General features: G+C 73.3%; 28 protein-coding genes and 1 riboswitch. Of the genes, 10 read left to right on the top strand and 18 right to left on the bottom strand.

What is annotated here, in order from left to right; genetic code table 11:
* Nucleotides 1-26: 26 nt before the first annotated feature.
* The 5 genes from bluB to QP089_RS45255 form a co-directional block, all read right to left on the bottom strand.
* Nucleotides 27-641 carry a 5,6-dimethylbenzimidazole synthase gene (gene bluB, locus QP089_RS45275; protein ID WP_285920776.1) on the bottom strand — a complete coding sequence of 205 codons (615 nt, stop codon included), beginning with the start codon at nt 639-641 and terminating at the stop codon, nt 27-29.
* A 34-nt stretch (nt 642-675) separates the two neighbouring features.
* Nucleotides 676-867: riboswitch (cobalamin riboswitch) on the bottom strand.
* A gap of 28 nt (nt 868-895) precedes the next feature.
* Nucleotides 896-1,315: a DUF4260 family protein gene (locus QP089_RS45270; protein WP_285920775.1), complete on the bottom strand. Its 420-nt coding sequence runs from the start codon at nt 1,313-1,315 to the stop codon at nt 896-898.
* Between the two features lie 92 nt (nt 1,316-1,407).
* Nucleotides 1,408-1,977: a DUF4240 domain-containing protein gene (locus QP089_RS45265; RefSeq protein WP_285920774.1), complete on the bottom strand. Its 570-nt coding sequence runs from the start codon at nt 1,975-1,977 to the stop codon at nt 1,408-1,410.
* A gap of 141 nt (nt 1,978-2,118) precedes the next feature.
* Entirely contained in the window at nt 2,119-2,793 is a 675-nt protein-coding gene (locus QP089_RS45260; RefSeq protein WP_285920773.1) for a class I SAM-dependent methyltransferase, read from the bottom strand.
* A 66-nt stretch (nt 2,794-2,859) separates the two neighbouring features.
* Nucleotides 2,860-3,054, bottom strand: coding sequence for a hypothetical protein (locus tag QP089_RS45255; RefSeq protein ID WP_285920772.1), 195 nt, complete (start codon nt 3,052-3,054; stop codon nt 2,860-2,862).
* A 36-nt stretch (nt 3,055-3,090) separates the two neighbouring features.
* Between QP089_RS45255 and QP089_RS45250 the strand changes: the two genes are divergently transcribed.
* On the top strand, nt 3,091-3,537 hold the full coding sequence (locus QP089_RS45250) for a MarR family winged helix-turn-helix transcriptional regulator (protein WP_285920771.1): 447 nt from the start codon (nt 3,091-3,093) through the stop codon (nt 3,535-3,537).
* 17 nt (nt 3,538-3,554) lie between these two features.
* Here the strand turns inward: QP089_RS45250 and QP089_RS45245 are convergent, their stop codons facing one another.
* Entirely contained in the window at nt 3,555-4,355 is an 801-nt protein-coding gene (locus QP089_RS45245; protein ID WP_285920770.1) for a M48 family metalloprotease, read from the bottom strand.
* Between the two features lie 24 nt (nt 4,356-4,379).
* Between QP089_RS45245 and QP089_RS45240 the strand changes: the two genes are divergently transcribed.
* Nucleotides 4,380-4,697: a hypothetical protein gene (locus QP089_RS45240; RefSeq protein ID WP_285920769.1), complete on the top strand. Its 318-nt coding sequence runs from the start codon at nt 4,380-4,382 to the stop codon at nt 4,695-4,697.
* A gap of 107 nt (nt 4,698-4,804) precedes the next feature.
* On the opposite strand, the gene QP089_RS45235 is transcribed toward QP089_RS45240, so the two are convergent.
* From QP089_RS45235 to QP089_RS45220, 4 genes are read right to left on the bottom strand one after another with little or no spacing between them, the layout of a single operon-like run.
* Nucleotides 4,805-5,953, bottom strand: a complete 1,149-nt coding sequence (locus tag QP089_RS45235; RefSeq protein WP_285920803.1) for an acyl-CoA dehydrogenase family protein — start codon at nt 5,951-5,953, stop codon at nt 4,805-4,807.
* Nucleotides 5,953-6,882, bottom strand: coding sequence for a hydroxymethylglutaryl-CoA lyase (locus QP089_RS45230; protein WP_285920768.1), 930 nt, complete (start codon nt 6,880-6,882; stop codon nt 5,953-5,955). The genes QP089_RS45235 and QP089_RS45230 overlap by 1 nt, the downstream gene beginning before the upstream one ends.
* Nucleotides 6,879-8,813 (bottom strand): acetyl/propionyl/methylcrotonyl-CoA carboxylase subunit alpha, encoded by a 1,935-nt coding sequence (locus tag QP089_RS45225; protein ID WP_285920802.1) that lies wholly within the window; start codon nt 8,811-8,813, stop codon nt 6,879-6,881. The genes QP089_RS45230 and QP089_RS45225 overlap by 4 nt, the downstream gene beginning before the upstream one ends.
* Nucleotides 8,814-8,821: 8 nt before the next feature.
* On the bottom strand, nt 8,822-10,435 hold the full coding sequence (locus QP089_RS45220; RefSeq protein WP_285920767.1) for a carboxyl transferase domain-containing protein: 1,614 nt from the start codon (nt 10,433-10,435) through the stop codon (nt 8,822-8,824).
* 84 nt (nt 10,436-10,519) lie between these two features.
* Here QP089_RS45220 and QP089_RS45215 point away from each other — a divergent pair, with 84 nt between their 5' ends.
* The 3 genes from QP089_RS45215 to QP089_RS45205 all read left to right on the top strand — a co-directional run bounded on the left by QP089_RS45215 (nt 10,520) and on the right by QP089_RS45205 (nt 14,240).
* Nucleotides 10,520-11,140, top strand: a complete 621-nt coding sequence (locus tag QP089_RS45215) for an SACE_7040 family transcriptional regulator (protein ID WP_285920766.1) — start codon at nt 10,520-10,522, stop codon at nt 11,138-11,140.
* Between the two features lie 122 nt (nt 11,141-11,262).
* The gene (locus QP089_RS45210) at nt 11,263-12,810 is read left to right on the top strand and encodes an AMP-binding protein (RefSeq protein WP_285920765.1); all 1,548 of its coding nucleotides are present in this window, start codon (nt 11,263-11,265) and stop codon (nt 12,808-12,810) included.
* An 89-nt stretch (nt 12,811-12,899) separates the two neighbouring features.
* Nucleotides 12,900-14,240, top strand: coding sequence for a phytochrome family protein (locus QP089_RS45205; protein WP_285920764.1), 1,341 nt, complete (start codon nt 12,900-12,902; stop codon nt 14,238-14,240).
* Nucleotides 14,241-14,356: 116 nt separating this feature from the next.
* Here QP089_RS45205 and QP089_RS45200 read toward each other — a convergent pair whose 3' ends face one another.
* From QP089_RS45200 to QP089_RS45185, 4 genes are read right to left on the bottom strand one after another with little or no spacing between them, the layout of a single operon-like run.
* Entirely contained in the window at nt 14,357-15,073 is a 717-nt protein-coding gene (locus QP089_RS45200) for an adenosylcobinamide amidohydrolase (protein WP_285920801.1), read from the bottom strand.
* Nucleotides 15,074-15,075: 2 nt separating this feature from the next.
* A complete protein-coding gene (locus QP089_RS45195; RefSeq protein WP_285920763.1) occupies nt 15,076-15,846 on the bottom strand; it encodes an ABC transporter ATP-binding protein in 771 nt (256 codons plus the stop codon).
* On the bottom strand, nt 15,843-16,928 hold the full coding sequence (locus tag QP089_RS45190; protein ID WP_446474145.1) for a FecCD family ABC transporter permease: 1,086 nt from the start codon (nt 16,926-16,928) through the stop codon (nt 15,843-15,845). Before QP089_RS45190 ends, QP089_RS45195 begins: the two co-directional genes overlap by 4 nt.
* The gene (locus QP089_RS45185; RefSeq protein WP_285920762.1) at nt 16,925-17,845 is read right to left on the bottom strand and encodes an ABC transporter substrate-binding protein; all 921 of its coding nucleotides are present in this window, start codon (nt 17,843-17,845) and stop codon (nt 16,925-16,927) included. The genes QP089_RS45190 and QP089_RS45185 overlap by 4 nt, the downstream gene beginning before the upstream one ends.
* A 277-nt stretch (nt 17,846-18,122) precedes the next feature.
* On the opposite strand from QP089_RS45185, the gene QP089_RS45180 reads away from it, so the two are divergent.
* A complete protein-coding gene (locus tag QP089_RS45180; RefSeq protein ID WP_285920761.1) occupies nt 18,123-18,848 on the top strand; it encodes a TetR/AcrR family transcriptional regulator in 726 nt (241 codons plus the stop codon).
* Entirely contained in the window at nt 18,845-19,222 is a 378-nt protein-coding gene (locus QP089_RS45175) for a VOC family protein (RefSeq protein WP_285920760.1), read from the top strand. Before QP089_RS45180 ends, QP089_RS45175 begins: the two co-directional genes overlap by 4 nt.
* Nucleotides 19,223-19,241: 19 nt before the next feature.
* On the opposite strand, the gene QP089_RS45170 is transcribed toward QP089_RS45175, so the two are convergent.
* From QP089_RS45170 to QP089_RS45160, 3 genes are all read right to left on the bottom strand, one after another.
* Nucleotides 19,242-20,156, bottom strand: coding sequence for an LLM class F420-dependent oxidoreductase (locus QP089_RS45170; protein ID WP_285920759.1), 915 nt, complete (start codon nt 20,154-20,156; stop codon nt 19,242-19,244).
* Between the two features lie 49 nt (nt 20,157-20,205).
* A complete protein-coding gene (locus QP089_RS45165; protein WP_285920758.1) occupies nt 20,206-20,853 on the bottom strand; it encodes a hypothetical protein in 648 nt (215 codons plus the stop codon).
* A gap of 67 nt (nt 20,854-20,920) precedes the next feature.
* The gene (locus tag QP089_RS45160; RefSeq protein WP_285920757.1) at nt 20,921-21,103 is read right to left on the bottom strand and encodes a hypothetical protein; all 183 of its coding nucleotides are present in this window, start codon (nt 21,101-21,103) and stop codon (nt 20,921-20,923) included.
* A 192-nt stretch (nt 21,104-21,295) separates the two neighbouring features.
* Here QP089_RS45160 and QP089_RS45155 point away from each other — a divergent pair, with 192 nt between their 5' ends.
* The gene (locus QP089_RS45155; RefSeq protein ID WP_285920756.1) at nt 21,296-22,063 is read left to right on the top strand and encodes an alpha/beta hydrolase; all 768 of its coding nucleotides are present in this window, start codon (nt 21,296-21,298) and stop codon (nt 22,061-22,063) included.
* Between the two features lie 16 nt (nt 22,064-22,079).
* Here the strand turns inward: QP089_RS45155 and QP089_RS45150 are convergent, their stop codons facing one another.
* Nucleotides 22,080-22,745: a TetR/AcrR family transcriptional regulator C-terminal domain-containing protein gene (locus tag QP089_RS45150; RefSeq protein ID WP_285920755.1), complete on the bottom strand. Its 666-nt coding sequence runs from the start codon at nt 22,743-22,745 to the stop codon at nt 22,080-22,082.
* 118 nt (nt 22,746-22,863) lie between these two features.
* Here QP089_RS45150 and QP089_RS45145 point away from each other — a divergent pair, with 118 nt between their 5' ends.
* Both QP089_RS45145 and QP089_RS45140 read left to right on the top strand, forming a co-directional pair.
* A complete protein-coding gene (locus QP089_RS45145; RefSeq protein WP_285920754.1) occupies nt 22,864-24,255 on the top strand; it encodes an MFS transporter in 1,392 nt (463 codons plus the stop codon).
* Between the two features lie 77 nt (nt 24,256-24,332).
* A complete protein-coding gene (locus QP089_RS45140) occupies nt 24,333-25,274 on the top strand; it encodes a type IV toxin-antitoxin system AbiEi family antitoxin (protein WP_285920753.1) in 942 nt (313 codons plus the stop codon).
* The last annotated feature ends 7 nt before the right edge of the window (nt 25,275-25,281 follow it).

Genomic DNA, 25,281 nt, shown 5'->3' with positions numbered 1-25,281 from the left:
CGCATCCGATTATCCGGGTGCCGCGGTCACCAGCGGTCGTGGTGGAGGGCGGCGTCCAGGGGGCGGCGCTGGCGCCAGCCGTGCCGTTCGAGGTCCGGGACGGATTCGAGATGCGTGACGGGGCCCAGGCACAGCCAGGCGACCGGCCGGATACCAGCCGGAATGCCGAGGAGGTCGCGCAGGAACGGCTCCCGGTAGAACGACACCCAGCCGACGCCCAGTCCCTCGGCCGTGGCGGACAGCCAGAGGTTCTGGATGGCCAGGCACACCGAGTACAGGCCCGCGTCGGCGATCGCGTGCCGTCCGAGGACGGCGGGGCCGCCGCGCTCGGCGTCGTAGGTGACCACGATCGACAGGGTCGATTCGAGCACCCCGTCGATCTTGATGCGGGCGAAACGGGCGGCGGCTTCGCCGGCGAGGGTGGCGGCGAACGCGTCGCGCTCGGACCGGACGTGGTCGTGGAAGGCGCGCCGGACGTCCGGGTCGCGGACGACGACGAAGTCCCAGGGCTGGGAGAGGCCGACGCTGGGCGCGGCGTGCGCCGCGGTGAGGACTCGGTCGAGGACGTCGTCCGGGATCGGCGCGCCGGTGAACTCGGCGCGCACGTCGCGGCGGCGGTGGATGACGTCGTAGAGGTTCATGGGCAGGCTCCCGCTGCGGTCGGGCCGCCGGGGCGGCGGCCGTTGGAGCGAGGCCGGTCTTCGGACTCCCGGATCGACGCCCGTCCGCCCGCCTTCCCGGCCTGACGGCCAGTGGCCGCGCTCGCGCGCGTGGGCGGCGGCTCCCCGGTCACCGCGGCGGGCCCGTGCCGGATTCGCACCGGCTTCCCGATTCTCCCCGAGGGGCACCTCGCGTCAGTTCACGCCGCGAAGATCATACCGGCGGGGAGCGCGGGTCAGCGGCGCTGGAAGCCGTCCTTGGTGCGCAGGCCGTAACCGGCGGCGCGGTCGACCGAGATGTGCGCGAGCCAGCCGCAGAGGCCGGCGAAGATCGGCGCCCACGTGATCGGCGCGACGGTGTAGAGCGCCATGAGCGCGAGCGGGATCAGCGCGCGGTGCGCGGTGTTGTAGTACGGGACGGCGCGGGCCGGAAGCTGCCCGCGCTCGACGGTGTGCGCGTCCCGCGCCCCGGCCAGGAAGGTCAGGTCGGGCGCGACGAAGAACGCGACGGCGAGGAGGGCCGCGAGCCAGCCGTGATTGACCCCTTCGAGCACGGCGAACGCACCCCAGAACAGCGCCCCTACCGCCCAAGCGGCGCGGCGCGCGACGACCGAGACGGAGCGCTTGCGGACGGTCGGAACAGTGACAGTGCTCATGACCTGCGGCCTTCCCTGTGGCTAATGACGTTAGCCACAAGCTAAAGCTAATTGCATTAGCTGTCAAGCTACTCCGTGCTAAGGAACTCCGTTCAGAGGAAGAGGGCGGCGAGGCGGGGGAGGCGCAGCCGGGTCTCGGCGTCGTCCTCGACGTCCCAACCCTCACTCGCGGGACGCTCGGGGCGCCGCATCGAGCGCATGGCCGTCTCGATCGCCGCGTCGAACGGCGCCCTCTCCGCCCGGACGCGCTCATAGGCGTTCCCGGCGGCGTAGTGGAGGCCCTCCGCGCCGATCCAGCCACGCTCCTCGCGGCCCATCCGCACCACCGTGGGGATGTCGGCCAGCGAGTCGGGATCGTCGACGGCCCGGGCGAACACCTCGCGTCCCAGCAGCACGAGCCCGGCGCGGAAGTCCATGAAGCCGTCGTCGCCGCAGCCGCCCTCGATGAGGTAGGCGGCGTTCCAGAGCGGCCTGCGGTACGCCGAGTCGAGCAGCCGCGTGAGCCGGACGTCGAACGCGACGATCTCGGGGCCGTCCAGGGCGGCGAGCCGATCGGTCACCAGGCCGACCAGCGGATCGTCGGGGGAGTCGCGATCGTCGGCGCGGTCACCGGCCTCGGCTCGCGCGTCCTCCACCAACGCCCACCAGGCGCTCTCGTCCATCCGGGCCTCCACCGGTTCCGGCTCCGCTCGACGCGATCAATCTCGCGCGCGGGTCCGACATTTCGCGCGCTCCCATCCCGGCCGGACCGTCGCGACGGACGTCCAGTGGATGTCCTGCAAGAACATCGAGCGTTGTTGAGGTCAGATGGGGCGGGCGGTGAACCAGCCGGCGGCGTCGTCCAGGATGCGGTCGAGGCGCAGGCCCGCCGCCTCCAGCACGGCGGGGAGCTCCGCGTCGCCGAGCTTCCGCGACGTGAACGAGTGCGTCCAGCGCCGGTCGCCCATCCGGTACTCGATGGTCGCCGCGAGGATCCCGGGAGCGGGCCGTTCGACGTCCGTCATGCGGTACCGGATGCCGTCGTGCTCCCATTCGCGCGGGGCCGCGGCCTCCTGCCAGCCGGGCGCCTCGCGCTGCACGACGACCACGCCGTCCGGCCGGACGTGCCGCCGGCAGGCCGCCAGGAGGGCGTCGCGGTCGCCGTAGTTGACCAGGTACGACATCAGCAGCACGCAGCCGAACCGCTCCGGCAGGTCCAGGTCCTGGATCGGCGAGCAGACGGTGCGCGCCCCCTTGATGTGGGCCAGCATCGCGGCCGAGTCGTCCACCGCCGTCACCGGATGGCCGAAGTCGAGCAGGGGGTGGGTGACGCGCCCGGCGCCCGCGCCCAACTCCAGGATCGGCGTGCCCGCCCGGATCGCCGTGTGGACGAGCGCGGCGCTCGCGATGTCCGGCGGCATCGCGGCGTAGAACTCGACCGCCGAGCCGTCCTGCGCGATCTCGCCGGGCCCCGTGCCGGCCCCGCCCGTCCCTGCCATAGCGTCGCCTCCTTGCGCTGCCATGATCGCCATCGTCGGCGCGCGCTCCCACCGCCGTCAAGGCGTTCAGGCGACCGCCGCGGCGGACTTCTGGGCCAGCGCCACCAGCGGCCGCACCAGGGGTCCGGCGCCGGGCCGCCAGCGCACCTCGATGTGGACGGACGTCTTCGGCAGGCTCGGTACGCTGGCCGCGATCGGGTTCGTGCTGGTCGCCGTCGCGGTGCCGGCCGTTGCGGGGCTCCACCAATTCGACAGTTTCAACTGGACAGTTTATCCTGGTTAACTTAGAATGGCGCCATGGACGACACCGCGCAGGCCATCTCCCCGTCGGCCGCCCGCGCCGCCCGTGAGGTCCGGATCGTGTTCAGCCGGCTGCGCCGCAGGCTGCGGGAGATCGGCGGCGGCCACGACCTCACCCCGTCGCAGACGGCAGTGCTCAGCCGGCTGCTCAAGGACGGCGCGGCCACCGCGAGCGGGCTGGCGGCGGCCGAGCGGGTCCGCCCGCAGTCCATGGCCGCCACGATCGCCGCGCTGGAGGAGCGCGGGCTGATCCGCCGCGACCCCGACCCCGAGGACGGGCGCCGGCAGCTGGTCACGCCCAGCGACGCCGGGCGCGAGTGGGTCGAGGGGTCCCGGCAGGCCCGGGAGGAATGGCTGAGCCGCGCCCTTCAGGACCACTGCACCGAGGAGGAGCGCCAGACGGTCCTGAAGGCCTTCGCCGTCCTGGACCGCCTGGTCGAGTGACCGGCGCGGCGGCCGGGTCAGGACGCCGCCGCGCCGGACCCGGCGGACAGCCGCCGCAACCGCTGGTCCATGCCCGGATGCTGCTGGAACACGTTCCATAGAAAGCCCGTCCGGTGGCGCATCGCGTTCGCCTTCGCGAGCTTTTCCAGACCGCCGCGCAGCGCCTCCTTGGAGACGGTCCGGGCGGCGTAGTCGTCGGCGGCCCGCTCCATCCGGATCCCGGCGAGCCCCTGCACGAGGAAGATCGCGGGAACCGCCAGCAGCGAGAGCGTGCTCGTCGCCGCGTGCGGGAGCCCCGCCGCCCGCAGGCCCGCGAGCGCGAGCGTCAGAACGGCGATGGACCCGATGTAGCAGCCCACCTTGATCAGCTGGTGCTTCTTGCGGATGTGCGCGACCTCGTGGGAGAGGACCGCCGCGAGTTCCTCGGAGTCCAGTTCGTCGAGCAGCCGGTCGGAGATCAGCACGTAACGCCAGCGGGGGAGGACGCCGGACGCCATGGCGTTCCCGAGCCGTTCGGCCCCGGTGTCCAGCACCCGCACGTCGGCTATCCGCACGCCCTGTTCGCGGCACAGCGCGAGAAGCCGCTCGCGCCGTTCCGGGTCCATTCGGCGGGTCTTGAGGGCCAGGCGCATCATCAGCGGGGAAATGAGCACGAACAGGATCGTCCAGAGGCCCAGGAAGGCGGCGAACGCCACCGGCAGGCGGGCCGAAAGCCACATGATGGGACGCAGTGCCGCCAGCCAGAGCAGGCCCGGCAGCATCATCACCGCCGAAAGGCGCAGCAGGCGGCCCAGTGCCTGCCCCGGGCGCCATTCCACGCCCCGCAGGCGAGCGCGAACAGGATGGACGGCGGCGAGCAGACCGGCCAGCTCAATGGCGAAGACGACGAAGAAGACCACGGCGAGTACGGGGCTTTGAGTGCCGTGGTCGCCGTGCCGGAGATGTATCAGGCCCTCGGCCTTCAGTTCGGGAACCGCCACGACGCACATGACCAGGAAGGGAACCAGACCGGCGATGGTCGCCCGCTGGATCCGGTGCATTTTCTCGTCGTTCGGGCTCTCGCCCCGTTCCACCCGCCGGGCGTATCGGCCGAGAGCCGCGGGCCACAGCACCGCAATGAGGATCGCTATCACGGCGCCATGCCTACCCGCGGCTCATGAACCATTCGCATTCTGCTGATATTGGGCCCATAAGAGACGGCCGAATCGGCCGTCCGGCTGCACCCGCTATTGCGGTGAGGTCGCCTTCACCATTGGTTTCTCGCCGGTCACGAGGGCGGCAGGCCGAGGGCGCGGGCGATCAGCATCCGCTGGACCTCCGACGTCCCCTCGCCGACCTCCAGGATCTTCGCGTCCCGGTAGAAGCGGCCGACCGCGTACTCGTTCATGAAGCCGTAGCCGCCGAAGATCTGCGTGGCGTCGCGGGCGTTGTCCATCGCCGCGTTCGACGCGACGAGCTTGGCGATCGCCGCCTCCTTCTTGAACGGCTCGCCGGCCAGCATCTTCGCCGCCGCCGCGTAGTAGGCGAGGCGGGCGGTGTGCGCGCGGACCTCCATGTCGGCGATCTTGAACTGCATCGCCTGGTAGCGGCCGATCTCCTTGCCGAACGCCTGCCGCTCGCCGGCGTAGCGCAGGCACTCGTCCACGCAGCCCTGGGCCAGGCCCACCGACAGCGCGGCGATCGCGATGCGGCCCTCGTCCAGGATCCGCAGGAACTGCGCGTAGCCGCGGCCGCGCTCGCCGACGAGGTTCTCCGCCGGGACCCGGACGTCGTCGAACGACAGCTCGCGGGTGTCGGAGGACGACCAGCCGACCTTGGAGTACTTGCGGCCGACCGTGAAGCCGGGCGTGCCGCTCGGCACGATGATCGTGGAGATCTCGCCGTCGCCGGTGAACGCGGTGACGGTCACGAACGCGGTGATGTCGGTGCCGGAGTTGGTGATGAACGCCTTCGACCCGTTGATCACCCACGAGTCGCCGTCCAGCCGGGCCGTCGTCCGCATCCCGCCCGGGACGTCGGAGCCGCCGCCGGGCTCGGTCAGCCCGAACGCGGCGAGCTTCTCACCGGAGGTCAGCATCGGCAGCCAGCGCGCCTTCTGCTCGTCCGAGCCGAACCGGTAGACCGGCATCGCGCCGAGCGAGACGCCCGCCTCCAGCGTGATCGCCACGGACGAGTCGACCCGCGCCAGCTCCTCCAGCGCCAGGCAGAGCGCGAAGTAGTCGCCGCCCATCCCGCCGTGCTCCTCGGGGAATGGCAGCCCGAACAGCCCCATCTTCCCCATCGCCGCGACGATCTCGTACGGGAACTCGCCGCGCTCGTACAGGTCCCCGATCACCGGGGCCACGCTCTCGCGCGCGAACCGCTCGACGGTGCGGCGCAGCTCCTCCTGCTCGTCGGTGAGCTTGAAGTCGATCATCATTTCTCCGTGGTGGGTGACAGGGCCTGGACGACGCGGGACGGGCTGGGGCGGCCGAGCCGCCCGGCCATCCAGCGGCTGGTCGCGACGAGCTTGCCGAGGTCGACGCCCGTCTCGACGCCGAGGCCGTTCAGCATCCAGACGAGGTCCTCGGTGGGCAGGTTTCCGGTGGCGCTCTCGGCGTACGGGCAGCCGCCGAGGCCGCCCGCCGAGGCGTCGACGACGGTGATGCCGGCGCGCAGCGCGGCGAGGGTGTTGGCGAGCGCCTGACCGTAGGTGTCGTGGAAGTGCACGGCGAGCCGGTCGGTGCCGATGCCCGCCGCGACCAGCGCCTCGATCAGCGCGGTGACGCGGCCGGGTGTGCCGACGCCGATCGTGTCGCCGATGCTGAGCTGGGAGCAGCCGAGGTCCATCAGCCGGGTCGCGACGGACACGACCTGCTCGATCGGGACGTCGCCCTCCCACGGGTCGCCGCACGCCATCGACACGTACGCGCGCACCCACAGCCCCTCGGCGCGGGCGCGCTCCACGACGGGCGCGAACATGGCGATCGACTCGTCCACAGTCCGGTTGAGGTTGCGGCGCGCGAACGTCTCGGTGGCGCTGCCGAAGATCGCGACCTCGGTGACGCCGTTGGCGAGCGCCCGGTCCAGGCCGCGCTCGTTCGGGACGAGCACCGGATACCGGACGTTTCCGGCACGGGGGAGCACGTCGAGGAGCTCCTCGGCGTCGGCGAGCTGCGGCACCCATTTCGGGTGCACGAAGCTGGTCGTTTCGATCGTGGTGAGCCCCGCGTCCGCGAGCCGGGTGACGAACTCCGCCTTCACCTCGACCGGGACGATCGCCTTCTCGTTCTGCAGCCCGTCCCGCGGCCCGACCTCGTAGATCGTGACCCGCTCGGGCAGACCGGGCAGCGGTGTCGCCATCATGCCTCCTCGATCACGGCCAGCACCGCGTCCAGGGCGACCTGGGCGCCCGCGCGGGCCGGCAGCCGCGCCACGACCCCGGCGCGCGGCGCGGTGACGGTGTGCTCCATCTTCATCGCCTCGACGACGACGAGCGGCTGGCCCTCGTCCACGCGGTCGCCTTCGCCGACCTTGACGGCCAGGACGGTGCCAGGCATCGGGCTGCGCAGCACGCCGTCGCCGGACGCGTCCGCCGCGGCGCCGCCCTCCGCGCGCACGTGCTCGCTCAGCGCCCAGGCGTGCCCGTCGCGTCCGAGCCACAGCGTGCTGCCGTCGCGGGCGGCGGCGAACGAGACCGTCCGTCCGCCGTAGGTGAGGGTCGTGCCGGTCAGCGACGCGGGGACCGGTTCGCCGTCGCCGATCGCGACCAGCGCGGACGCGGCGCGGCCCTGCACGCGAACCTCGACGGGCTCGCCGCCGGACGGGGTGATGATCCACGGCGTCCAGGCGTGGGCGCCGGGCCGCCAGCCGTCCGGGATCGCCCACGGGTCGTCGTCGGCGGGTTCCAGCGCGAGCATCCGGTCGAGCGCGGCGGCGGCGAGCATCTCCGGCGGCACGCCGTCGCCCGAGGTCAGCTCGTCGAGGGCGCGTTCCACCAGGCCGGTGTCGAGGTCGCCCGACGCGACGGACGGGTGTTTGAGCAGCGCGCGCAGGAACGCCACGTTCGTCGGGACGCCCAGCAGCGTGTAGCGCGCGAGCGCGCGGTCGAGGCGGTGCAGCGCCTCGGTGCGGTCGGCGCCGTGGACGATCACCTTCGCCAGCATCGGGTCGTAGGACCCGCCGACCTCCGTCCCGACGTCGAGGCCGGAGTCGACGCGGACGTCCGGCTCGGTCAGCGCCAGGACGGTGCCGCCGGTCGGCAGGAAGCCGCGCGCCGGGTCCTCGGCGTACACGCGCGCCTCGATCGCGTGCCCGTCCAGCCGGACGTCGTCCTGCCCGAACGGCAGCGGCTCGCCGGACGCGACGCGCAACTGGAGTTCGACCAGGTCAAGCCCGGTGACCAGCTCGGTGACGGGATGCTCGACCTGGAGCCGGGTGTTCATCTCCATGAAGAAGAACTCGTCGGGGCGGTCGGCGGACACGATGTACTCGACCGTCCCCGCGCCCACGTACCCGACCGCCTGCGCGGCGGCGACGGCGGCGGCGCCCATGCGCGCGCGGGACGCCCCGTCCAGCAGCGGCGACGGCGCCTCCTCGACGATCTTCTGGTGCCGGCGCTGCAGACTGCACTCGCGCTCGCCCAGGTGGACGGCGTTGCCGTGCGCGTCGGCGAACACCTGGATCTCGATGTGCCGGGGGTTCTCCACGAACCGCTCGGCGAGCAGGGTGTCGTCGCCGAACGAGCCGCGCGCCTCGCGGCGGGCGGACGCGATCGCCTCCGGCAGGTCCGCCGCGTCGCGCACCAGCCGCATGCCCTTGCCTCCGCCGCCCGCCGACGGCTTGAGCAGCACCGGAAGGCCGACCTCCAGCGCGGCGGCCTCCAGCTCGGCGTCCGACAGGCCCGGTTCGTCCCGTCCGGGGACGACCGGGACGCCGGCCGCCGCGACCGTCTGCTTCGCGCGGATCTTGTCGCCCATCGCCTCGATCGCGGACGCGGGCGGCCCGATGAACACCAGCCCGGCGTCGGCGCAGGCCTGCGCGAACGCGGTGTTCTCGGCGAGGAACCCGTAGCCCGGGTGGACGGCCGCCGCACCCGCGGTCCGCGCGGCGCCCACCACCGCGTCGACGTCGAGATAGGACGGTATGCGGAGGGCCTCGTCGGCCTCTCGCACGTGGCGCGCGCCCGCGTCCGCATCCGTGTGGACGGCGACCGAGCGGATCCCGAGCCGCCGCAGCGTGCGGAACACGCGGACGGCGATCTCACCCCGGTTGGCGACCAGGACGCTGTCGAACATCACGTGCCTCACATCCGGAAGACGCCGTAGCCGACCGGCTCCAGCGGCGCGTTGGCGGCGGCGGACAGCCCGAGGCCGAGGACGCGGCGGGTGTCGAGCGGGTCGATCACCCCGTCGTCCCACAGCCGGGCCGTCGAGTAGTACGGGTTGCCCTGCGCCTCGTACTGGTCGCGGATCGGCGCCTTGAACGCCTCCTCGTCCTCGGCGGGCCACTCCTCGCCACGGGCGTCCATCTGGTCGCGGCGGACCGTCGCGAGCACGCTCGCGGCCTGCTCGCCACCCATGACCGAGATGCGGGCGTTCGGCCACATCCACAGGAAACGCGGCGAATAGGCCCGGCCGCACATCGCGTAGTTGCCCGCGCCGAACGAGCCGCCGATGACGACCGTGAACTTCGGGACGCGCGCGCACGACACGGCCGTGACCATCTTCGCGCCGTGCTTGGCGATGCCGCCCGCCTCGTACTCGCGGCCGACCATGAAGCCGGTGATGTTCTGCAGGAAGACGAGGGGGACGCTGCGCCGGTCGCACAGCTCGATGAAGTGCGCGCCCTTCTGCGCCGACTCGCTGAACAGGATGCCGTTGTTGGCGACGATCCCGACCGGGTGCCCGTGGATGCGCGCGAACCCGGTGACGAGCGTCGCGCCGTACTCCTTCTTGAACTCCTGGAACCGGCTGCCGTCCACGATCCGCGCGATGACTTCGCGCACGTCGTAGGGGGTGCGCGGGTCCGGCGGGACGACCCCGTACAGCTCGGACGGGTCGACCGCCGGCTCCTCCGACGGCGCCACGTCCCACGGGCGCGGCTCGCGCGGGCCGAGCGTGCCGACGATGTCGCGGACGATCCGCAGCGCGTGCGCGTCGTCCTCGGCGAGGTGGTCGGTCACGCCGGACGTGCGGGAGTGCAGCTCGCCGCCGCCGAGCTCCTCGGCCGTCACGACCTCGCCGGTCGCGGCCTTCACCAGCGGCGGGCCGCCGAGGAAGATCGTGCCCTGGCCGCGGACGATCACCGCCTCGTCGCTCATCGCCGGGACGTAGGCGCCGCCCGCCGTGCACGAGCCCAGGACCGCCGCGATCTGCGGGATGCCGCGCCCGGACATGGTCGCCTGGTTGTAGAAGATGCGGCCGAAATGCTCGCGGTCGGGGAACACCTCGTCCTGGCGGGGCAGGAACGCGCCGCCGGAGTCGACCAGGTAGACGCAGGGCAGCCGGTTGTGCAGGGCCACCTCCTGCGCGCGCAGATGCTTCTTGACCGTGATCGGGTAGTACGTCCCGCCCTTCACGGTGGCGTCGTTGGCGACGATCACGCACTCGCGGCCGGACACCCGGCCGACGCCGGTGATGATCCCGGCGCCCGGCGCCTCGTCGCCGTACATCCCGTTCGCGGCCAGCGGCGACAGCTCCAGGAACGGCGAGCCGGGGTCGAGCAGCGTGTCGACCCGGTCGCGGGGGAGCAGCTTGCCGCGCGCCACGTGCCGCTCGCGGGCCCGTTCCGGACCGCCGCGCCCGGCCCGGTCGACGCGGTCGCGCAGCTCGGCGACCAGCGCCTCGTTGTGCGCGGCGCTCGCCTTGAACGCCTCGCCGGCGACGTCGGCGCGGCCGCCGATCTCGGGTCCGGACATGGTCCCTTCCCAGTTAATGCTCGTTAACAACGCCGATGGTAGAGATGTTAATGCTCATTAACAAGCTTGGTCTAGACTCCTCCCATGACCTCCTACCCGGCTCCGGCGCCCGGCGACCCGGCCGCCGGGCCGCCCCTCGCCGCGGTGAACCCCCGCCGCGCCGAGATCCTCGCCGCCGCGGCCGAGCTGTTCGCCCGCCGCGGCTACCACGGGGCGTCCATCGGCGACGTCGGACGGGCCGTCGGCCTCACCGGCCCCGCGCTCTACCGGCACTTCAGCGGCAAGGAGGCCGTCCTCGCCGAGATGCTCGTCGACATCAGCGAGCGGCTGCACGCCGAGGGCGTCCGCCGTGCCGCCGACCCCGATCCCGGCCGCGCCCTCGACGCGCTGCTGCGCTTTCACATCGCGTTCGCGCTGGACAACCCCGCGCTCATCACCGTCCACGAACGCGAACTCGACAACGTCCCGCAGCCGCAGCGCCACGAGGTCCGGCGGCTGCAGCGCGCCTACGTCGAGGAATGGGTGGGTGTGCTGCGCCGGTTGCGCCCCGGCCTTCCCGACGGGCGGACGCGCGCGGCCGTCCACGCCTGCTTCGGCCTGCTCAACTCCACCCCGCGCAGCGCCGCCGGCCTCGACCGCGACGCGATGGGCGACCTGCTGCACACCATGGCCCGCGCCGCGCTGGAGGCCGCGCAGGCCGGCTAGCGGGAGGCGCGGCGGGCCGTCCGGGGTTTCCGGACGGGCCGCAATCTTGACGGGCCGAGGCCGCGCTGGGTCATATGGGATGAAAGGTCATCCGGCCATCCGACCGCGGCAAGGGAGTGCGCATGGGCGTCGAGGGCGTCGGCTTCTTCGAGATCGCGAGCAACGACCCGGACCGCCCGGCGATCCTGGCCCCCGGCGTGCCGGTGTCCTACGGTGAGCTGCACGCCGAGGTGAACCGCCTGTCGAACGCGCTGGCCGGGCTCGGCCTGCGCCCCGGCGACGCGGTCGCGACCGTCCTCGGCAACCGGCCCGAGTTCCTCACCGTGCTGCTGGCGGGAATGCAGTCCGGCCTCTACGTCGTCCCGGTCAGCCGGCATCTGACCGAGCCCGAGATCGGCTACATCCTCGGCGACTGCGGCGCCAAGGCCGTGGTGACCGAGAGCGCGTTCGCGCCCGTCGTCACCGGCGCCGCCGACGAGGCCGGGATGGCCGCGGAACTGCGGGTCAGCGTCGACCCCGCCGAGGGCTACCGCTCGATGGCCGCGCTGTGCGCGTCCGGCAGCGCCTCACCACCGGATGACCGCCGGATGGGTTCGATCATGCTCTACACGTCCGGGACCACCGGGCGGCCGAAGGGCGTGCGGCGCCCGCTGCCGGACGTGCCGCCGGAACTGCTCTTCGACGTCATGCGCCAGACGCTCATGAAGCACCTGGGACTGGAACCGGGCGACGAGGTGCATCTCGCGATCGGGCCGCTCTACCACTCCGCGCCCTGCGTGCACGCGATGATGGCCCTCAACCTCGGTCACGCCGTCGTCGTCGCGCCCCGGTTCCGGCCCGAGCACACCCTCGAGCTGATCCAGCGGCACGGCGTCGGCAACTCCTTCATGGTGCCGACCATGTTCCACCGCATGCTCGCGCTGCCCGACGACGTCCGCGCCCGCTACGACCTGTCGTCGCTGCGGCAGGTGTACCACAGCGCGGCACCGATCCCCGTCGAGACCAAGCAGCGGATGATGGAGTGGTGGGGGCCCGTTTTGTACGAGTACTACGGCTCCACCGAGAGCGGCGCCGTCGTCGTCGCGACCCCGCACGACTGGCTCGCCCACCCCGGGACGGTCGGCCGCGCCGTCGAGGGCGTCCAGATCAAGATCCTCGACCCGGAGGGGAACGAGCTGCCGCCCGGCGAGACCGGGCTGATCTACGCCGGCGGCCAGCCGGGCTTCGAGTACCACGGCGACCCCGGCAAGACCGCCGCCGCCATGCGCGGCGAGTTCTACACCCCGGGCGACCTCGGCCACCTCGACGAGGACGGCTGGCTGTACATGAGCGACCGTCGCACCGACCTCATCATCTCCGGCGGCGTGAACGTCTACCCGGCCGAGATCGAGTCGGTGCTGCTCCAGCATCCCGCCGTCGGCGACGTCGCCGTCATCGGCGTCCCGGACGAGGACTGGGGGCAGCGCGTCGTCGCCCTCGTCGAACCCGCGCCGGACGCCGTCCCCGGCGACGCGCTCGCCGCCGACCTGCTCGCGCACTGCGAGCCCCGGCTGGCGAGGCTCAAGCACCCGCGCCGGGTGGAGTTCCGCGCGTCCCTGCCCCGCACGCCCTCCGGCAAGCTCAGCCGCAGCCGTGTGCGGGACGCCTACCTGCGGGAACAGGCAGGCTAGGCGGGTTCGCGGGACGCGCGGGGGAGGGGCGCCGCAAGTCGCCGGCGTGACCGTCGAACGCTTCGCCGTTGCGCCCCGTACAACCGCACATGGAAGACCAGAAGGTCGCCCCGTTCGACAGCGCCCCGACCCCTGCCGCCCCGACGTTGACCGATCTTCCTGTGATCACCGACCCCGGCTTCTACACCGACCCCGCCTACACCGGCCAGACGCCGCCGGCGGAGGAGGCGTCGGCGGTGACCCAGCCCCTCCAACGCCCGACCGACGCCGCGCCCGCCTCCGCGGGCGGCGACGCGGACACCGGACCCCGCGCCGGGATCGCGCGCCTTGGCGACCCGGTCGCGGTCTGGCCGTGCGCCGGCTGCGGCAGGCCCGTACCGCAGCCGGTGCGCGGCGGCCGCACCGTCCGCTACTGCCAGGACAACGACGGCGCGTGCGAGCGGGCCGCGCACGCGAGCCGCGCACGCGCCCGGGAGGCGCCCGGCCTCACCGGCCAGGTGGCGTGGACGTGGGAGATGGTGGAGCGGCTGGAGGCCGTCACCGACCGGCTCGCCGGATCCCTGGTCTCCGAGCTGGGCGTCGCCGGCGTCGAGCGGCGGGTCGCCGAGGTCCGCGCCGACGCGGCCGGGGAGATCGCGATCGCGCAGCGCGAGCGGGACGCCTCGCAGCGCCAGGCCGAGGCCGCCTGGCGCGAGACCGCCGCCGCCCGCGCCCGCGCGGACGCCGCCGAGGAGGCGGCGGCCGCCGCCCGCACCGAGGCCGAGCAGGCCGCCGGCGAGCGCGACGCCGCCCGGCGGGAGGCGCAGGAGGCCAAGGACGTCGCGGACGCCGCCGAGGCGGCCCGGCTCGCCGCCGACCGCGACCGCGACCGCGTCGCCGGCCGCGAGGGCGAGCTGCTCGCCGCGCTGGAGACGGCCCGCGCCGAGCTGGTCGGCCTGCACAGCCGGCTGTCGGAGGCCGAGACCGCCGCCGAGGGGCAGCGGATCGAGGCCGCCGCCGCCCGGCGCGCCGCCGAGGACCTGCGCGCGGCCGTCCGCGACGCCGAGACCCAGCGCGGCCAGGCCGTCGCCGACCGTGACCAGGTCCAGGCGCGGGCCCGCGAGGTCGAGCAGCACAACTGGGACCTGTCGCGGGCCAACGAGGAACTGCGCGCCGCCGTCCAGACGCTCACCGCCGAACGGGACGCCGCGCGCGCCGAGGCCGACCGCGCGCGCCGCCGCGTCGACGCGCTCACCCGCCCGGCCGACCCGCGTCCGGACGGCCGTCCCGCCGCGGATCCGGAGGCCCCGACGGGCCTGCACCCGCTGCCGCCGTTCAACGGATCGCCGCGCAACGGCGCCCCGGCGAACGCGACCCGCCCGAACCAGTCGCTGCTGGACGGCACCGACCCGCTCGCGGTCAACGGCCGCCGGCTTCCCCACGCCGGCTGACCGTCAGGCCGGCGAACCGGACGACGAGGAGGAGGTGAGGCCCTTCACCACACGGCACTGGCCCTGACACCGGCCGCCGCACCGCACCGGGGTGGTGGGGCGGCCGGTACGCTGGGCTAGGGCTTCCTCCGCAGGTACTCGGCGTAGTCAAGGGCGCCCGCGTGCACTGCGGCGTGCACGGCGCGCGCGATCCGCGATCCCCATGTCGATCGGGGACCGGCGAAGGGCTCGGCCTCGCCGGAGGTCCGCGCGGCCACGCAGATCGCGTCGGACGCCGTCCCGGTGCACGGGAAGCCCGCCTCCAGGAGCGCCTGCGTCTTCGCCTCCGTGGCGGTGACCACCGCGTTCACCAGGGCCGCGTCGCTCAACGCGACCGGGACGGCGACGACGATGTTGACCGTCCCCGGTCGCCACGCCTGCTCCTGCTCCGGCGGCGAGGGCTCCCGCGCCGGCGGCGGCACGTCGAGATGGAGCGGGGCCAGCTCGGGGTCGGCCGCCCCCTCGGGCGCGGCGGCCCACGTCGGCACGCGCAGGCCGACGGTCGCCGAGACGGTGACGCCGCCGTCCTCCCGGCGCATCGTCCGGGCGACGGACGCGGCGGTCAGCATGCCGGCGCCGGGACCGTCCAGCCCGAACGACGCGGCCAACTCCTCCAGGTGGGCGACGGGGTCCAGCCGCGCGTACGCGCCGCGGACCTGCGCGTTCAGCACCCAACCCAGTGGGCCGATCCCGCCGCCGAGCATCGCCGACGACACCGCGCGCCAGCCGGCGCCCGCACGCCACACCGTCGCGGCCAGCCGCGCGCCGTCCTCCTCCCGCCAGACCAGCTCGATGTTCACGGGCGCTCCAGAGACAGCAGGGGCCGGCCGTCCGGCCCGGGAAGGACGTGCACGCGGGCCTGGAAATGCTCCTGGATCGCGGCGCGCGTCAGCACCTCGGCGGGCGTTCCGGACGCGACGACCCGCCCGCCCGACAGCAGCACCAGCGCGTCGGCGTACTGCCCGGCAAGCGTCAGATCGTGGATGGTCGTGACGACGGTCAGCCCGTCCGACAGCCGGAGCCGGTCGATCAGCTCCATCACCTGCTGCTGGTGGCCGATGTCGAGCGCGGTCGTCGGCTCGTCCAGCAGCAGCACGGACGTCTGCTGCGCGAGCGCCCGCGCCAGCACCACGCGCTGCCGCTCGCCGCCGGACAGATGGTCGAGCGGACGTTCGGCGAGGCCGGTCAGGTCCAGCCGGTCGAGGACCTCGCCCGCGATGGCGCGGTCGCGGGCGCTCTCCCGACCCAGGTGCGGGATGTAGGGCGAACGGCCGAGAAGGGTGTAGTCGAACACCGTCATCCCCACCGGAAGGCTCGGGCTCTGCGGGGCGTAGGCGACCAGCCGGGCGCGCCGGCGCGGCTTCATCGCCGACAGGTCGGCGCCCGCGACCGTGATCTCGCCCGCGCACGGCAGCAGCCCGAGCACCGCCCGCAGCAGCGTCGACTTGCCCGCCCCGTTCGGCCCGATCACCGCCGTCCAGGACCCCGCCGGGACCTTCAGCGAGACGCCCCGCAGCACCGGGCGCCCGCCCAGCGCCACGTCCAGGCCCCGCACCGCGACCGTCACGTCTCCACCTGCCGGCGGCTCGCGCGCAGCACCGCCACGAAGAACGGGCCGCCGACGAACGCGGTCACCACGCCGAGCGGCAGCTCACCGGGCGCGATCACCGTGCGCGCCACCAGGTCGGCCAGCTCCAGGAACGCCGCCCCGCCGAGCAGCGACAGCGGCAGCACCACCCGGTACGACCCGCCCGCCAGCCTGCGCACCGCGTGCGGCACCACGATGCCGACGAACCCGATCAGGCCGCTCACCGCCACCGCGCTCGCCGTCGCCAGCGACGCCGCCACCAGCACCGTCAGCCTGACACGCGCCGCCGACAGTCCCAGCGAGGCCGCCTCCTCGTCGCCGACGCTCAGCACGTCCAGCAGCCGGCCGTGCGCGAGCAGCACGACCGCCGAGACCAGCGAGTACGGCGCGACGAGCGCCAGCTGGTGCCAGTCCGCCGAGCCGACCCCGCCGAGGATCCAGGAGTAGATCCGCTGCAGTTCCTCCGCCTTCACCTGCTGGAGGAACGTCTGCACCGCCGACAGGAACGACGACACCGCGACCCCCGCCAGCACCAGCGTCGCCGCCCGGTTGCCGCGCGCGGCCGTGGCGCCCAGCGCGTACGCCATCGCCACCCCGAGGATCGCGCCCGCGAACGCCGCCAGCGGGACGCCGTAGCCGGGGTCGCCCGGCACCAGCACGATCACCACGGTCGCCCCGACGCCCGCCCCCGCCGCCGCGCCGAGCAGGTACGGGTCGGCCAGCGGGTTGCGGAACACCCCCTGGTATCCGGCCCCCGCCATCGACAGCATCCCGCCGACGAGCGCGGCCATCAGCACCCTCGGCACCCGCAGCTGGAACAGCACGTTCTGGTCGACGGTGCTGAACCCGCTGTCGAGGTGCACGAACGGGATCCGGTCGGCCAGCTCCTCCAGGATCCCGGTGACGGGAAGGCCGGCGGCGCCCACCACCAGTCCCGCCAGCAGCGTCGCGACCAGCAGGACCAGCGCCGCCGCCAGCGGCAGCGGCCGCAGCCGTCCCCGCGCCCGGGGGCCGGCGTCCCCGCTCCGGCGCCGCCGCCGTCCCGGCAGAGCGGGGATCACCGCGTCTTCTGCACCGCGTCGCCGATCGCCTTCACGAACTGCGGCAGGCGCGGCCCCCAGCGCGAGGCGAGGTCGTCGTCCAGGGGCACCACGCCGCCGTCCTTGACGGCCTTGAGGTCGCCGAAGCCGGGCCGCTTCGCGACCGCCGCGGCGTTCTGGCCGCAGCACTTGGTGTCGGCCAGGAAGACCAGGTCCGGGTCCTTCTTGACCAGGTACTCGCGGGAGAGCTGCGGGTACCCGCCGCTCGCCTTGTCCGCCGCGTCGGCGACGTTGCGCAGGCCGAACAGGCCGTACACCTGCCCGACGAACGTCTGGGAAGTGACGGTGTGCAGCTGGTTGTCCAGCTCGTGGTAGTAGGTCAGCCCCTTGCCCTTGGCGGACGCGGCGACGGTCTTCTGGATGTCGGCGCGCATGCCGTCGGTGACCTTCTTGGCCTCCGCGACGTGCCCGGTGGCCAGCCCCAGGTCGGCGATCTCGTCGTAGGCGTCGTCCAGCTTCGCGGCGGCCGGCTCCAGCAGCACCGGGACCTTGACCTTCTGCAGGGCCTTGACGACGCCGTCCATGTCGTTCGACAGCACCACGAGGTCGGGCCGGTACTTGACGATCGCCTCGGCGTTCGGCTTGAAGGCCGACAGCTTCGTCCGGGGCGCGTTCGCGGGGTAGTCCGACAGGCTGTCGGCCGCGGTGACCTGCGATCCGGCTCCGATGGCGAACAGCGTCTCGGTGTGCGTGGGGGACAGCGACACGATCCGCTTCGGATGGGCGGGGACGGTCACCGCGCCGTTGCCCGCCTGGACGGTGACGGTCTTGGCGCCGTCGCCGGACGCCTTGGTCTTGCCGTCGTCGCCGCAACCGGCGGCGGCGAGCGCCACCGCGGCGGTCGCGATGGCCGCGCCGAGGACGCGCACGGGTCTCACAGGAGCCTCCTGGGCTGCAGGGAAGCCGCGGCCCGTCATGACGGATCGCCCTTCCACGAGGTCGAGAGTCGTCGGCGCGCGCGGAGGCGACCTGGCTCGGCCACTTCGACAGGGGCACCACAGTTGCGGGACAGCGCCGGGTTCGCACCGGACTTCGCTCCAGGGCGCGCTCGAAGTGCAACGTTATCAGCCGCCTTATCCGGTTTCGCTCAGCCTTCGGTGTGAGTACTCACTCCAGCATTGACGGAGTGAGTACTCACACCGTACGGTGGGCCGCATGGAGACCCCGAAGGACGGCGCGCAGGGCGGGGGGCAGGGCGGCGGCCGGGACGGCGGGAGGCGCCGCCGCGCCCCCGGCATGAGCCCCGAGCAGCGCCGCGAGATGATCGTCCGCACCGCGCTGCCGCTGGTCGCCGAGCACGGCACCGCCGTCACCACCGGCCAGATCGCCCGCGCCGCCGGCATCGGCGAGGCGACGATCTTCCGCGTGTTCAGCGACAAGGACGAGCTCCTCGACGCCTGCGTCATCGAGGCGCTGCGGACCGACCACGTCCTGGCCGAGATCGAGGAGATCCCGCTCGACCAGCCGCTGGCCGGGCGGCTCGCCGAGGCCGCCGCCGCGATCGACGCCTACCTCGGCCGCATGGGCATGGTCCTCGGCGCGCTGCACGCCACCGGCCGGCGCGGGCGCGGCTCGCACGGCGGCGGCGAGGCGGCCGACGCCGCCATCGACCGCGCGTCCGCCATGGCCCGCACCCGCGGCGCGCTCGCCGAGCTCTTCGAGCCCGAGCGCGACCGGCTCCGGCTGCCCCCCGAGCAGATCGCCGGGATGTTCATGGGGCTGGTCTTCACCCGCGGCCGCCCCCCGACCGGCCCCGAAGAGCCGGCGCCGTCGCTGGAGGAGTACCTGGACGTCTTCCTGCACGGCGCGCTCGCCGGAACGCCCGCCGAGTCTCCTGCCGAAACGCCCGCCGACGCGTCCGCCGAAGGGACCCCCGAGTGACCATCACGCTCAACCACACCATCGTCACCGCCGCCGACAACGACGAGGCCGCCCGCTTCTTCGCGGGCGTCATGGGCCTGACCTACACCGGGCCGCACCCGCACGCCCGCCACTTCGTGCCGATCAAGGTCAACGACGGCCTCACCCTCGACTTCCTGACCGTCGCCTACCCGCAGGGCCACCACCTGGCGTTCGACGTGGACGCGGCGACCTTCGACGCCGTCGTCGACCGCCTCGACGCCCGCGAGATCCCCTACGGGGACCAGCCCGCCCACCCCGACAACGGCCGCATCGACACCGCCCATCCCCTCGGCGCGCGCGGCCTGTACTTCTCCGACTCCAGCGGCAACCTCTACGAGGTCATCTCGTCCTGAGCCGCCGCGGGCCGGCCGGTCAGCGGGCGGCGGCGGACTTCAGGAACGCGCGGGTGCGGGCGCGGTCGTCGCCGGGCATGAACTCGCCGGCCACGAAGTCGGTGACGCCCGCCGCGGCCAGCTCCTCCAGCCGCGCCCCGACCGCGTCCTCGTCGCCGATGATCGCGAGGTCGGCGGGGCCCTCGGCGCCCTCCCGGTCCATCATCGCGCGGTAGGACGGCAGCGTCCCGTACACCTCGAACGCCTTCGCCGCGCGCTCGCGCGCCCGCCCGGCGTCGCCGGTGACGCACACCGGCAGGACGCAGACGATCCGTGGCGCCGGACGGCCCGCGGCCTCGGCCGCCGCCGTGATGGTCGGCGCGATGTGCTCGCGGACGGTGGCGGGGCCCGTCATCCACAGGACGGTCCCGTCCGTGCGCTCGGCGGCCAGCCGCAGCATCTTCGGGCCGAGCGCCGCCAGCAGCACGGGCACCCGGCCCTCGTTCGGGACGGTCAGCCCGATCTGGCCGCGCAGGGTCTCCCCGGTGAACGACGCCGTCTCGTGGTCGAGCAGCGGCAGCAGCACCGACAGGTACTCGTCCATGTGCCGCAGGGGCCGTCCGAAGTCGTAGCCGTACATGTCCTCGATGACGACCTTGTGGGACAGGCCGATGCCGAGGGTCAGCCGGTTCTCCCCGAGGGCGAGCGCCACCGTCCGCACCTGCTGGGCCAGCGCCGCCGGATGCCGGGGGTACGTCGGCACGACGGCGGTCCCCAGCTCGATGCCCGGAACCCGGCTTCCCGCGACCGCGAGCGCGGTCAGCGCGTCGACGCCGAAGATGTTCGACAGCCACGCCGAGGCGAAACCGTCGTCGGCGGCGCGCCGCACATCGTCGGCCAGTTTGTCCAGCGCGTCCGCGCCGCCGCGCTCGCCGAGGGAAACACCGATGCGCACAAGGACCTCCCTGATCAGCCTACGGTTCCGATCCTTGCACAGAGCGTGGTCAGGGACGCCGGGCGGGGTCGCGGGCGGCCCGGTCCCGCGCCTCCCTGAAGAAGTCGTGCAGCGCAGTCGCGCCCGGCAGCAGCCGGACCGGCCGCGCCGCTCCGAACGAGGCGTTCCAGAAGGCGCCCTGCCTCGGCTCCCATGGACCCGCGTACGCGTAGGGCTCCCCGAGATAGGAGTCTCCCGGCGAGATGCCGTAGTTGACCTCGTCGAGGGTGATGCTCAGGTCGAAGTGCTCCGGCCACAGGACGGGGGCGACATCCGGCGCGAACCGGACCAGAGCCTTGTGTCCGCGCGCGAAGCACTCCTCGATGTGGGCCGCCGCGCCCGCGTCCACGCCGAGCGTCTCCTCTGCCCCGACTCCGCTGCCGTCCTTGTAGAGGTCCTGCGGCGCGCCCGCCTCGACGCCCGCCGCCGTGGCCAGCTCCTCGCACGTGGCGCCGTTCAGCGGGATCACCCGGTCGCCGGCCACCAGCCCGGTTCCGGCGACCCGCAGCTCCGGTGCCCGGACGGTCCCGAAACCGCCCTCCAGCACCCGCAACCGGATCGTCCCGCTCTCCCTGTGCTGCGGGCCCGCGAGGAGCAGTTCGGCGACCCCGTGCAACGCACGACGTGTCGTTCCGAGACTCTCTGGATCGACGGTCATGTCCACATCCTTCGCCTATGGCCGTCTCAGGCCGCCGTCCCCTCACCCTGCACCCGCGGGGCCGTCATCACAAACCGTCCGGGTCACCGGCCCGCGGGGCGTACCGCTCCACCAGATCGCGGTCGTTCTCCGCCCACCTGCGCTGCCGCTCGGCCGACTGCAGATGCGCCTCGGCCTCCTCCGGGTGGACGGCGGCCATGTCCTCCAGCAGTTCCGCGGCCCGGTCATGGGCCCACGCCGACGAGAGCATGGACCGCACCGCGTGCTCACCGGTGGCGCGCGGCGGCGGGCGCCCGGTACGGGAACGGGCCGCCCCCGAATCGCTCAGCGCCCCCGACACATCCGCTGCCTACCCACCCACCTGCACGTTCAGCCCCACCGGCACCACTCGTGACCGGGGGCGGAAGGAAAACGCGAAGGGCCATGTCCGATCATTGAACACGTGGTGATTCCGGAGTCCCTGAACCTTCACACCGCCGACGGCGTGCGGATCGACGCAGGACACCTCGGCGGGGACGGCGACCTCTGCTTCGTGCTCGCGCACGGCTTCACGTGCTCCTGGCGGCAGCCCGCGCTCCGCCGCATCGGCGCCGTGCTCAACCGGTACGGCGGCGTTCTGGCCCTCGACCTGCGCGGCCACGGACGGTCCGGCGGCCGCTCCACGGTGGGCGACCTCGAGGTGCTCGACATCCAGGCGGCGGTCGCCGCGGCGCGCAGCAGGGGCTACCGACGGGTTGCCGTCGCGGGGTTCTCGCTGGGCGGCGCCGTCGCGATCCGGCACGCCGCATTGCACGGTGACGTCGACGCCGTCGTCTCGGTGAGCGCGCCCGCCCGCTGGTACTACCGCGACACCGTTCCCATGCGCCGCGTCCACTGGGTGATCGAACGGCCGCTGGGCCGGCTCGCCGTGCGGCTGGCGCGGGGCACGCGCATCGCGGCCAAGGGATGGGACCCCGTGCCGGAGGCGCCGCACGAGGTCGCGGCGCGCATCGCGCCCGCGCCGCTGCTGATCGTCCACGGTGACGCCGACGCGTTCTTCCCGACCGACCACGGGCGGCAGCTGTACGACGCCGCGCGGGACCCGAAGGAACTGTGGATAGAACCGGGTTTCGGTCACGCGGAGGTCGCCGCGACGCCGGACCTCATCCACCGCATCGGTGCCTGGGCGGCCTCGACCGTCACAGCGGTGCGTCCCGACGCCGCGCTCTGACGCCGGTCCGCCCGGGTCACTGCGGCCGGCGCTTCTCGGCGAGGCCGTCGATGACGCCTCTCAGCCCGAACTCGAAACGGTCGGTGAGGCGCGGCGCCAGCAGTTCCCCGGCCACGGCTACGAGGTCGGGGTAGCGGTCGGAGGGCAGCCCCTCCAGATAGCGGGTCACCTCGGCGAGCCGGTCTCCGTTCTCGGGGCCCTTCCCGAACGCGATCTCCTGCACGGCGAAACCGGTCACGTAGAACATCAGCAGCAGGTACCCGTAGCCCGCCATGCGGTCGTCGAAGCCCGCCCGGCGCAGCAGGCCGACGACATGGTCGGCGAGGCGCAACCCGTGGGGGCCGAACGGGAGCCGTCCGGGCAGCAGGCGCGTCGCCGCGGGATGCGCGAGCAGGACCCGGCGGAGGTCGAGGCCGATCTCGATGAGCCGTTCGTCCCAGGGGCGCCCGTCGTCCCCGTCCGGCAGCGGGCACTTGCCGATGACGGTGTCGACCAGCAGGTCGAACAGCTCGTCCTTGCCGCTGACATGCCAGTACAGCGACGGTGACTTGATGTCGAGCGCGGCGGCGAGCCTGCGCATGCTGAACGCGTCGAACCCGTCCGCGTCCAGCAGTTCCAGGGCCGCCCGGACGATCTCCGCGCGGTCCAGGCGCGGCGCGGCAGGCGTTTCCTCATCGCGCACGAAACCGTGATTCCGGCCGGCCATCACAGCACCTCCTCGGGAACGGACTCAAATCTAGCAGTGCAAGGGATTATCTAACGATGCTAGTTTAAGCCTAACAGTGCTAGGGAGGAGCGTCATGGTCGAGCAGAGATCAGCCGCTGGCATGGACGGCACGCGGGTTCGGACGCCCGGATGGTGGCCGCTCGCGGCGATCGTCGCCGCGGTCTTCATGCTGATGCTGGACGCCACGATCGTGACCGTCGCCGTCCCGGCGATGCGCCGCGACCTGCACGCCGGCCTCGGCGACCTGCAATGGGTGATGAACGCCTACACGATGGCGATGGCCGCGTTCCAGCTCACCGCCGGGGCGTTCGCCGACCGCTGGGGACGCCGCCGCTGCTTCCTCGCCGGGGTGTCGCTGTTCGCGCTGGCGTCCCTGGCGTGCGGGCTGGCCCCCACCGCCGGGACGCTCATCGCGGCACGGGCCGTCCAGGGGCTGGCGGGAGCGCTGATGTTCGCGACGACGCTCGCGCTCATCGCGCAGTGCTACACGGGCCGGGCCCGCGGTGTCGCGTTCGGCGTGCGGGGGACCGCCGCAGGGCTCGCCGTCGTGCTCGGACCGGTCGTCGGCGGCGCCCTCGTCTCGGGCCTCGGCTGGCGCTGGGTGTTCCTGGTGAACGTGCCGGCCGGCGTGGTCACGCTGGTCATGGGCGTCCGCTCGCTGCCGCGCGAGGAAGGACCCGGCGACCGGCGCCGCATCGATCTGGTCGGCCCCATGCTGCTGGCCGTCTCTCTGTCTCTCCTGGTCTTCGGCCTGGTGCGCGGCCAGGACCTTGGGTGGGGGAGCGCCGAGACGGCGTTCGTGTTCGGCGGGTCGGCGGTGAGCCTGGCGGCGTTCCTTGTCGTCGAGGGGCGGCGGACCGATCCGATGCTGGATCTGTCGCTGTTCCGGCGTCGCGCGTTCAGCGGAACGCAGATCGGGTCGTTCACCGTGCAGGCGAGCGTGTTCGCCCTGCTCATCTACGTGTCACTGTGGTTCCAGGACCAGCTCGGCTTCTCGGCGCTCGAGACGGGGCTGTGCTTCCTGCCGCTCGTCGTCCCCATCCTCTTCGCCGGTCCGGTCGCCGGAGCCGTCATGGACCGCCTCCCGAAGGGGCCGCTCGTCTCGGGATCGCTGGCGCTTCTCGGGCTGGCGATACTGCTCATGCACGGGCTCGCGCCCGGCTCGTCCTGGACGCATCTGGTGCTGGGAATGGTGCTGGCCGGCCTCGCGTGCGGGATCGTGCTGCCGACCCTCGGCGGCCTGGCCGTCGACGTCGCGGACCGGTCGCGGCTCGGCATGGCGTCCGGCGTCAACAACACCGTCATGCAGGTCGGATCCGCCGTGGGGATCGCCGCCTACGGAGCGGTCCTGAGCCGGTATTCGGTGTTCGCGGACGGACTGAACGCGCTGTTCGCCGCCGCGGCGATAGTCGCGTTCTGCGGCGCCGCCGCAACCCTGCCGCTGCTGACCGGAAAACGCCTCTGAACTGGGGTGATCCGAAGTTATCCACATTTTCGCGGTGCCCTATCACCGGACGGGCGGGGCGGCCATCATCGGTGGACATGAACGGATACAGCGTCACCTGGAAGCGGACGTCCGCCGACTCGGTCGTCCCCGTAGGCCCCGGCATCTACTTCGGTGCTGACCGCGGCTCCTCGCTCACCGACCGGGCCGCCGCGCTCAGCCGGCTCCTTCCGCCCGACGCGGTCATCGCCCGCCGCAGCGCCGCGTGGATCTGGGGCATCGACGTCCTCCCGCCAGGAGTGAGCGAGACCGACTGGGACGTCGAACTCATCACCCCGCGGCCCGCCGAGTGCGCGACGGGCCCGCCCCTGACCGCCGAGCACGTCGACCTGCCGTCCGGCCACATCGAGGAGAGGGCGGGCGTGCGCGTCACCTCCCGCACCCGGACCGCTCTCGACTGCACGCGCTGGCTTCCGCGCGCCGAAGCGGTCGCCGCACTCGACCAGTTCCTCAGACAGGGAGTCGACACCGATGAACTCAGGACCATGGCCCGCACCCTGGAGGGCTACCGCGGCAACAGGCGGCTGCGCGACCTCCTGCGCCTCGGCGACCAGGGCGCGGCCTCACCCGGCGAGAGCTGGACCCGGACGGCCATCGTCGACGCCGGATTCCCGCGCCCGCGCACGCAGATCCCGGTCGCCGGGCCGGATGACCGCTGGTTCTACGTCGACCTCGGCTACGAGGACTACCGCGTCGGCATGGAGTACGACGGAGAACGCCACCACACAGGCCGCACGGCCCGCGCCCACGACGAAGGCCGCCGGCGCTGGCTCTCCAAGGAGATGGGCTGGCAGATCATCCCCGTCACCAAGCTCTTCCTGTCCCGCCCGGGCCCCTACCTGGAGGCGCTTCTGACCGCTCTGCTCCAGCGCGGCTGGAACCCCGACCCCGCGACCATGGAACGCATCACCGCCCGCCTGACCGCCCTCACTCGAAGAACCGGCGGCCTACCCGCCTGCCGAAAGCGAAGACCTTGGTGAGGGAGGT

The organism is Actinomadura opuntiae (genome assembly GCF_030283205.1).
Lineage (GTDB): Bacteria > Actinomycetota > Actinomycetes > Streptosporangiales > Streptosporangiaceae > Spirillospora.
This window is presented reverse-complemented; position numbering and strand designations above follow the sequence as displayed.

Coding starts and splice junctions, on each gene's coding strand:
- bluB (WP_285920776.1), bottom strand. CDS start 641: ATGAACCTCTACGACGTCATCCACCGCCGCCGCGACGTGCGCGCCGAG.
- QP089_RS45270 (WP_285920775.1), bottom strand. CDS start 1,315: ATGAGCACTGTCACTGTTCCGACCGTCCGCAAGCGCTCCGTCTCGGTC.
- QP089_RS45265 (WP_285920774.1), bottom strand. CDS start 1,977: ATGGACGAGAGCGCCTGGTGGGCGTTGGTGGAGGACGCGCGAGCCGAG.
- QP089_RS45260 (WP_285920773.1), bottom strand. CDS start 2,793: ATGGCAGGGACGGGCGGGGCCGGCACGGGGCCCGGCGAGATCGCGCAG.
- QP089_RS45250 (WP_285920771.1), top strand. CDS start 3,091: ATGGACGACACCGCGCAGGCCATCTCCCCGTCGGCCGCCCGCGCCGCC.
- QP089_RS45240 (WP_285920769.1), top strand. CDS start 4,380: ATGGACGGCGGCGAGCAGACCGGCCAGCTCAATGGCGAAGACGACGAA.
- QP089_RS45235 (WP_285920803.1), bottom strand. CDS start 5,953: ATGATCGACTTCAAGCTCACCGACGAGCAGGAGGAGCTGCGCCGCACC.
- QP089_RS45230 (WP_285920768.1), bottom strand. CDS start 6,882: ATGATGGCGACACCGCTGCCCGGTCTGCCCGAGCGGGTCACGATCTAC.
- QP089_RS45225 (WP_285920802.1), bottom strand. CDS start 8,813: ATGTTCGACAGCGTCCTGGTCGCCAACCGGGGTGAGATCGCCGTCCGC.
- QP089_RS45220 (WP_285920767.1), bottom strand. CDS start 10,435: ATGTCCGGACCCGAGATCGGCGGCCGCGCCGACGTCGCCGGCGAGGCG.
- QP089_RS45215 (WP_285920766.1), top strand. CDS start 10,520: ATGACCTCCTACCCGGCTCCGGCGCCCGGCGACCCGGCCGCCGGGCCG.
- QP089_RS45210 (WP_285920765.1), top strand. CDS start 11,263: ATGGGCGTCGAGGGCGTCGGCTTCTTCGAGATCGCGAGCAACGACCCG.
- QP089_RS45205 (WP_285920764.1), top strand. CDS start 12,900: ATGGAAGACCAGAAGGTCGCCCCGTTCGACAGCGCCCCGACCCCTGCC.
- QP089_RS45180 (WP_285920761.1), top strand. CDS start 18,123: ATGGAGACCCCGAAGGACGGCGCGCAGGGCGGGGGGCAGGGCGGCGGC.
- QP089_RS45165 (WP_285920758.1), bottom strand. CDS start 20,853: ATGACCGTCGATCCAGAGAGTCTCGGAACGACACGTCGTGCGTTGCAC.
- QP089_RS45160 (WP_285920757.1), bottom strand. CDS start 21,103: ATGCTCTCGTCGGCGTGGGCCCATGACCGGGCCGCGGAACTGCTGGAG.
- QP089_RS45145 (WP_285920754.1), top strand. CDS start 22,864: ATGGTCGAGCAGAGATCAGCCGCTGGCATGGACGGCACGCGGGTTCGG.
- QP089_RS45140 (WP_285920753.1), top strand. CDS start 24,333: ATGAACGGATACAGCGTCACCTGGAAGCGGACGTCCGCCGACTCGGTC.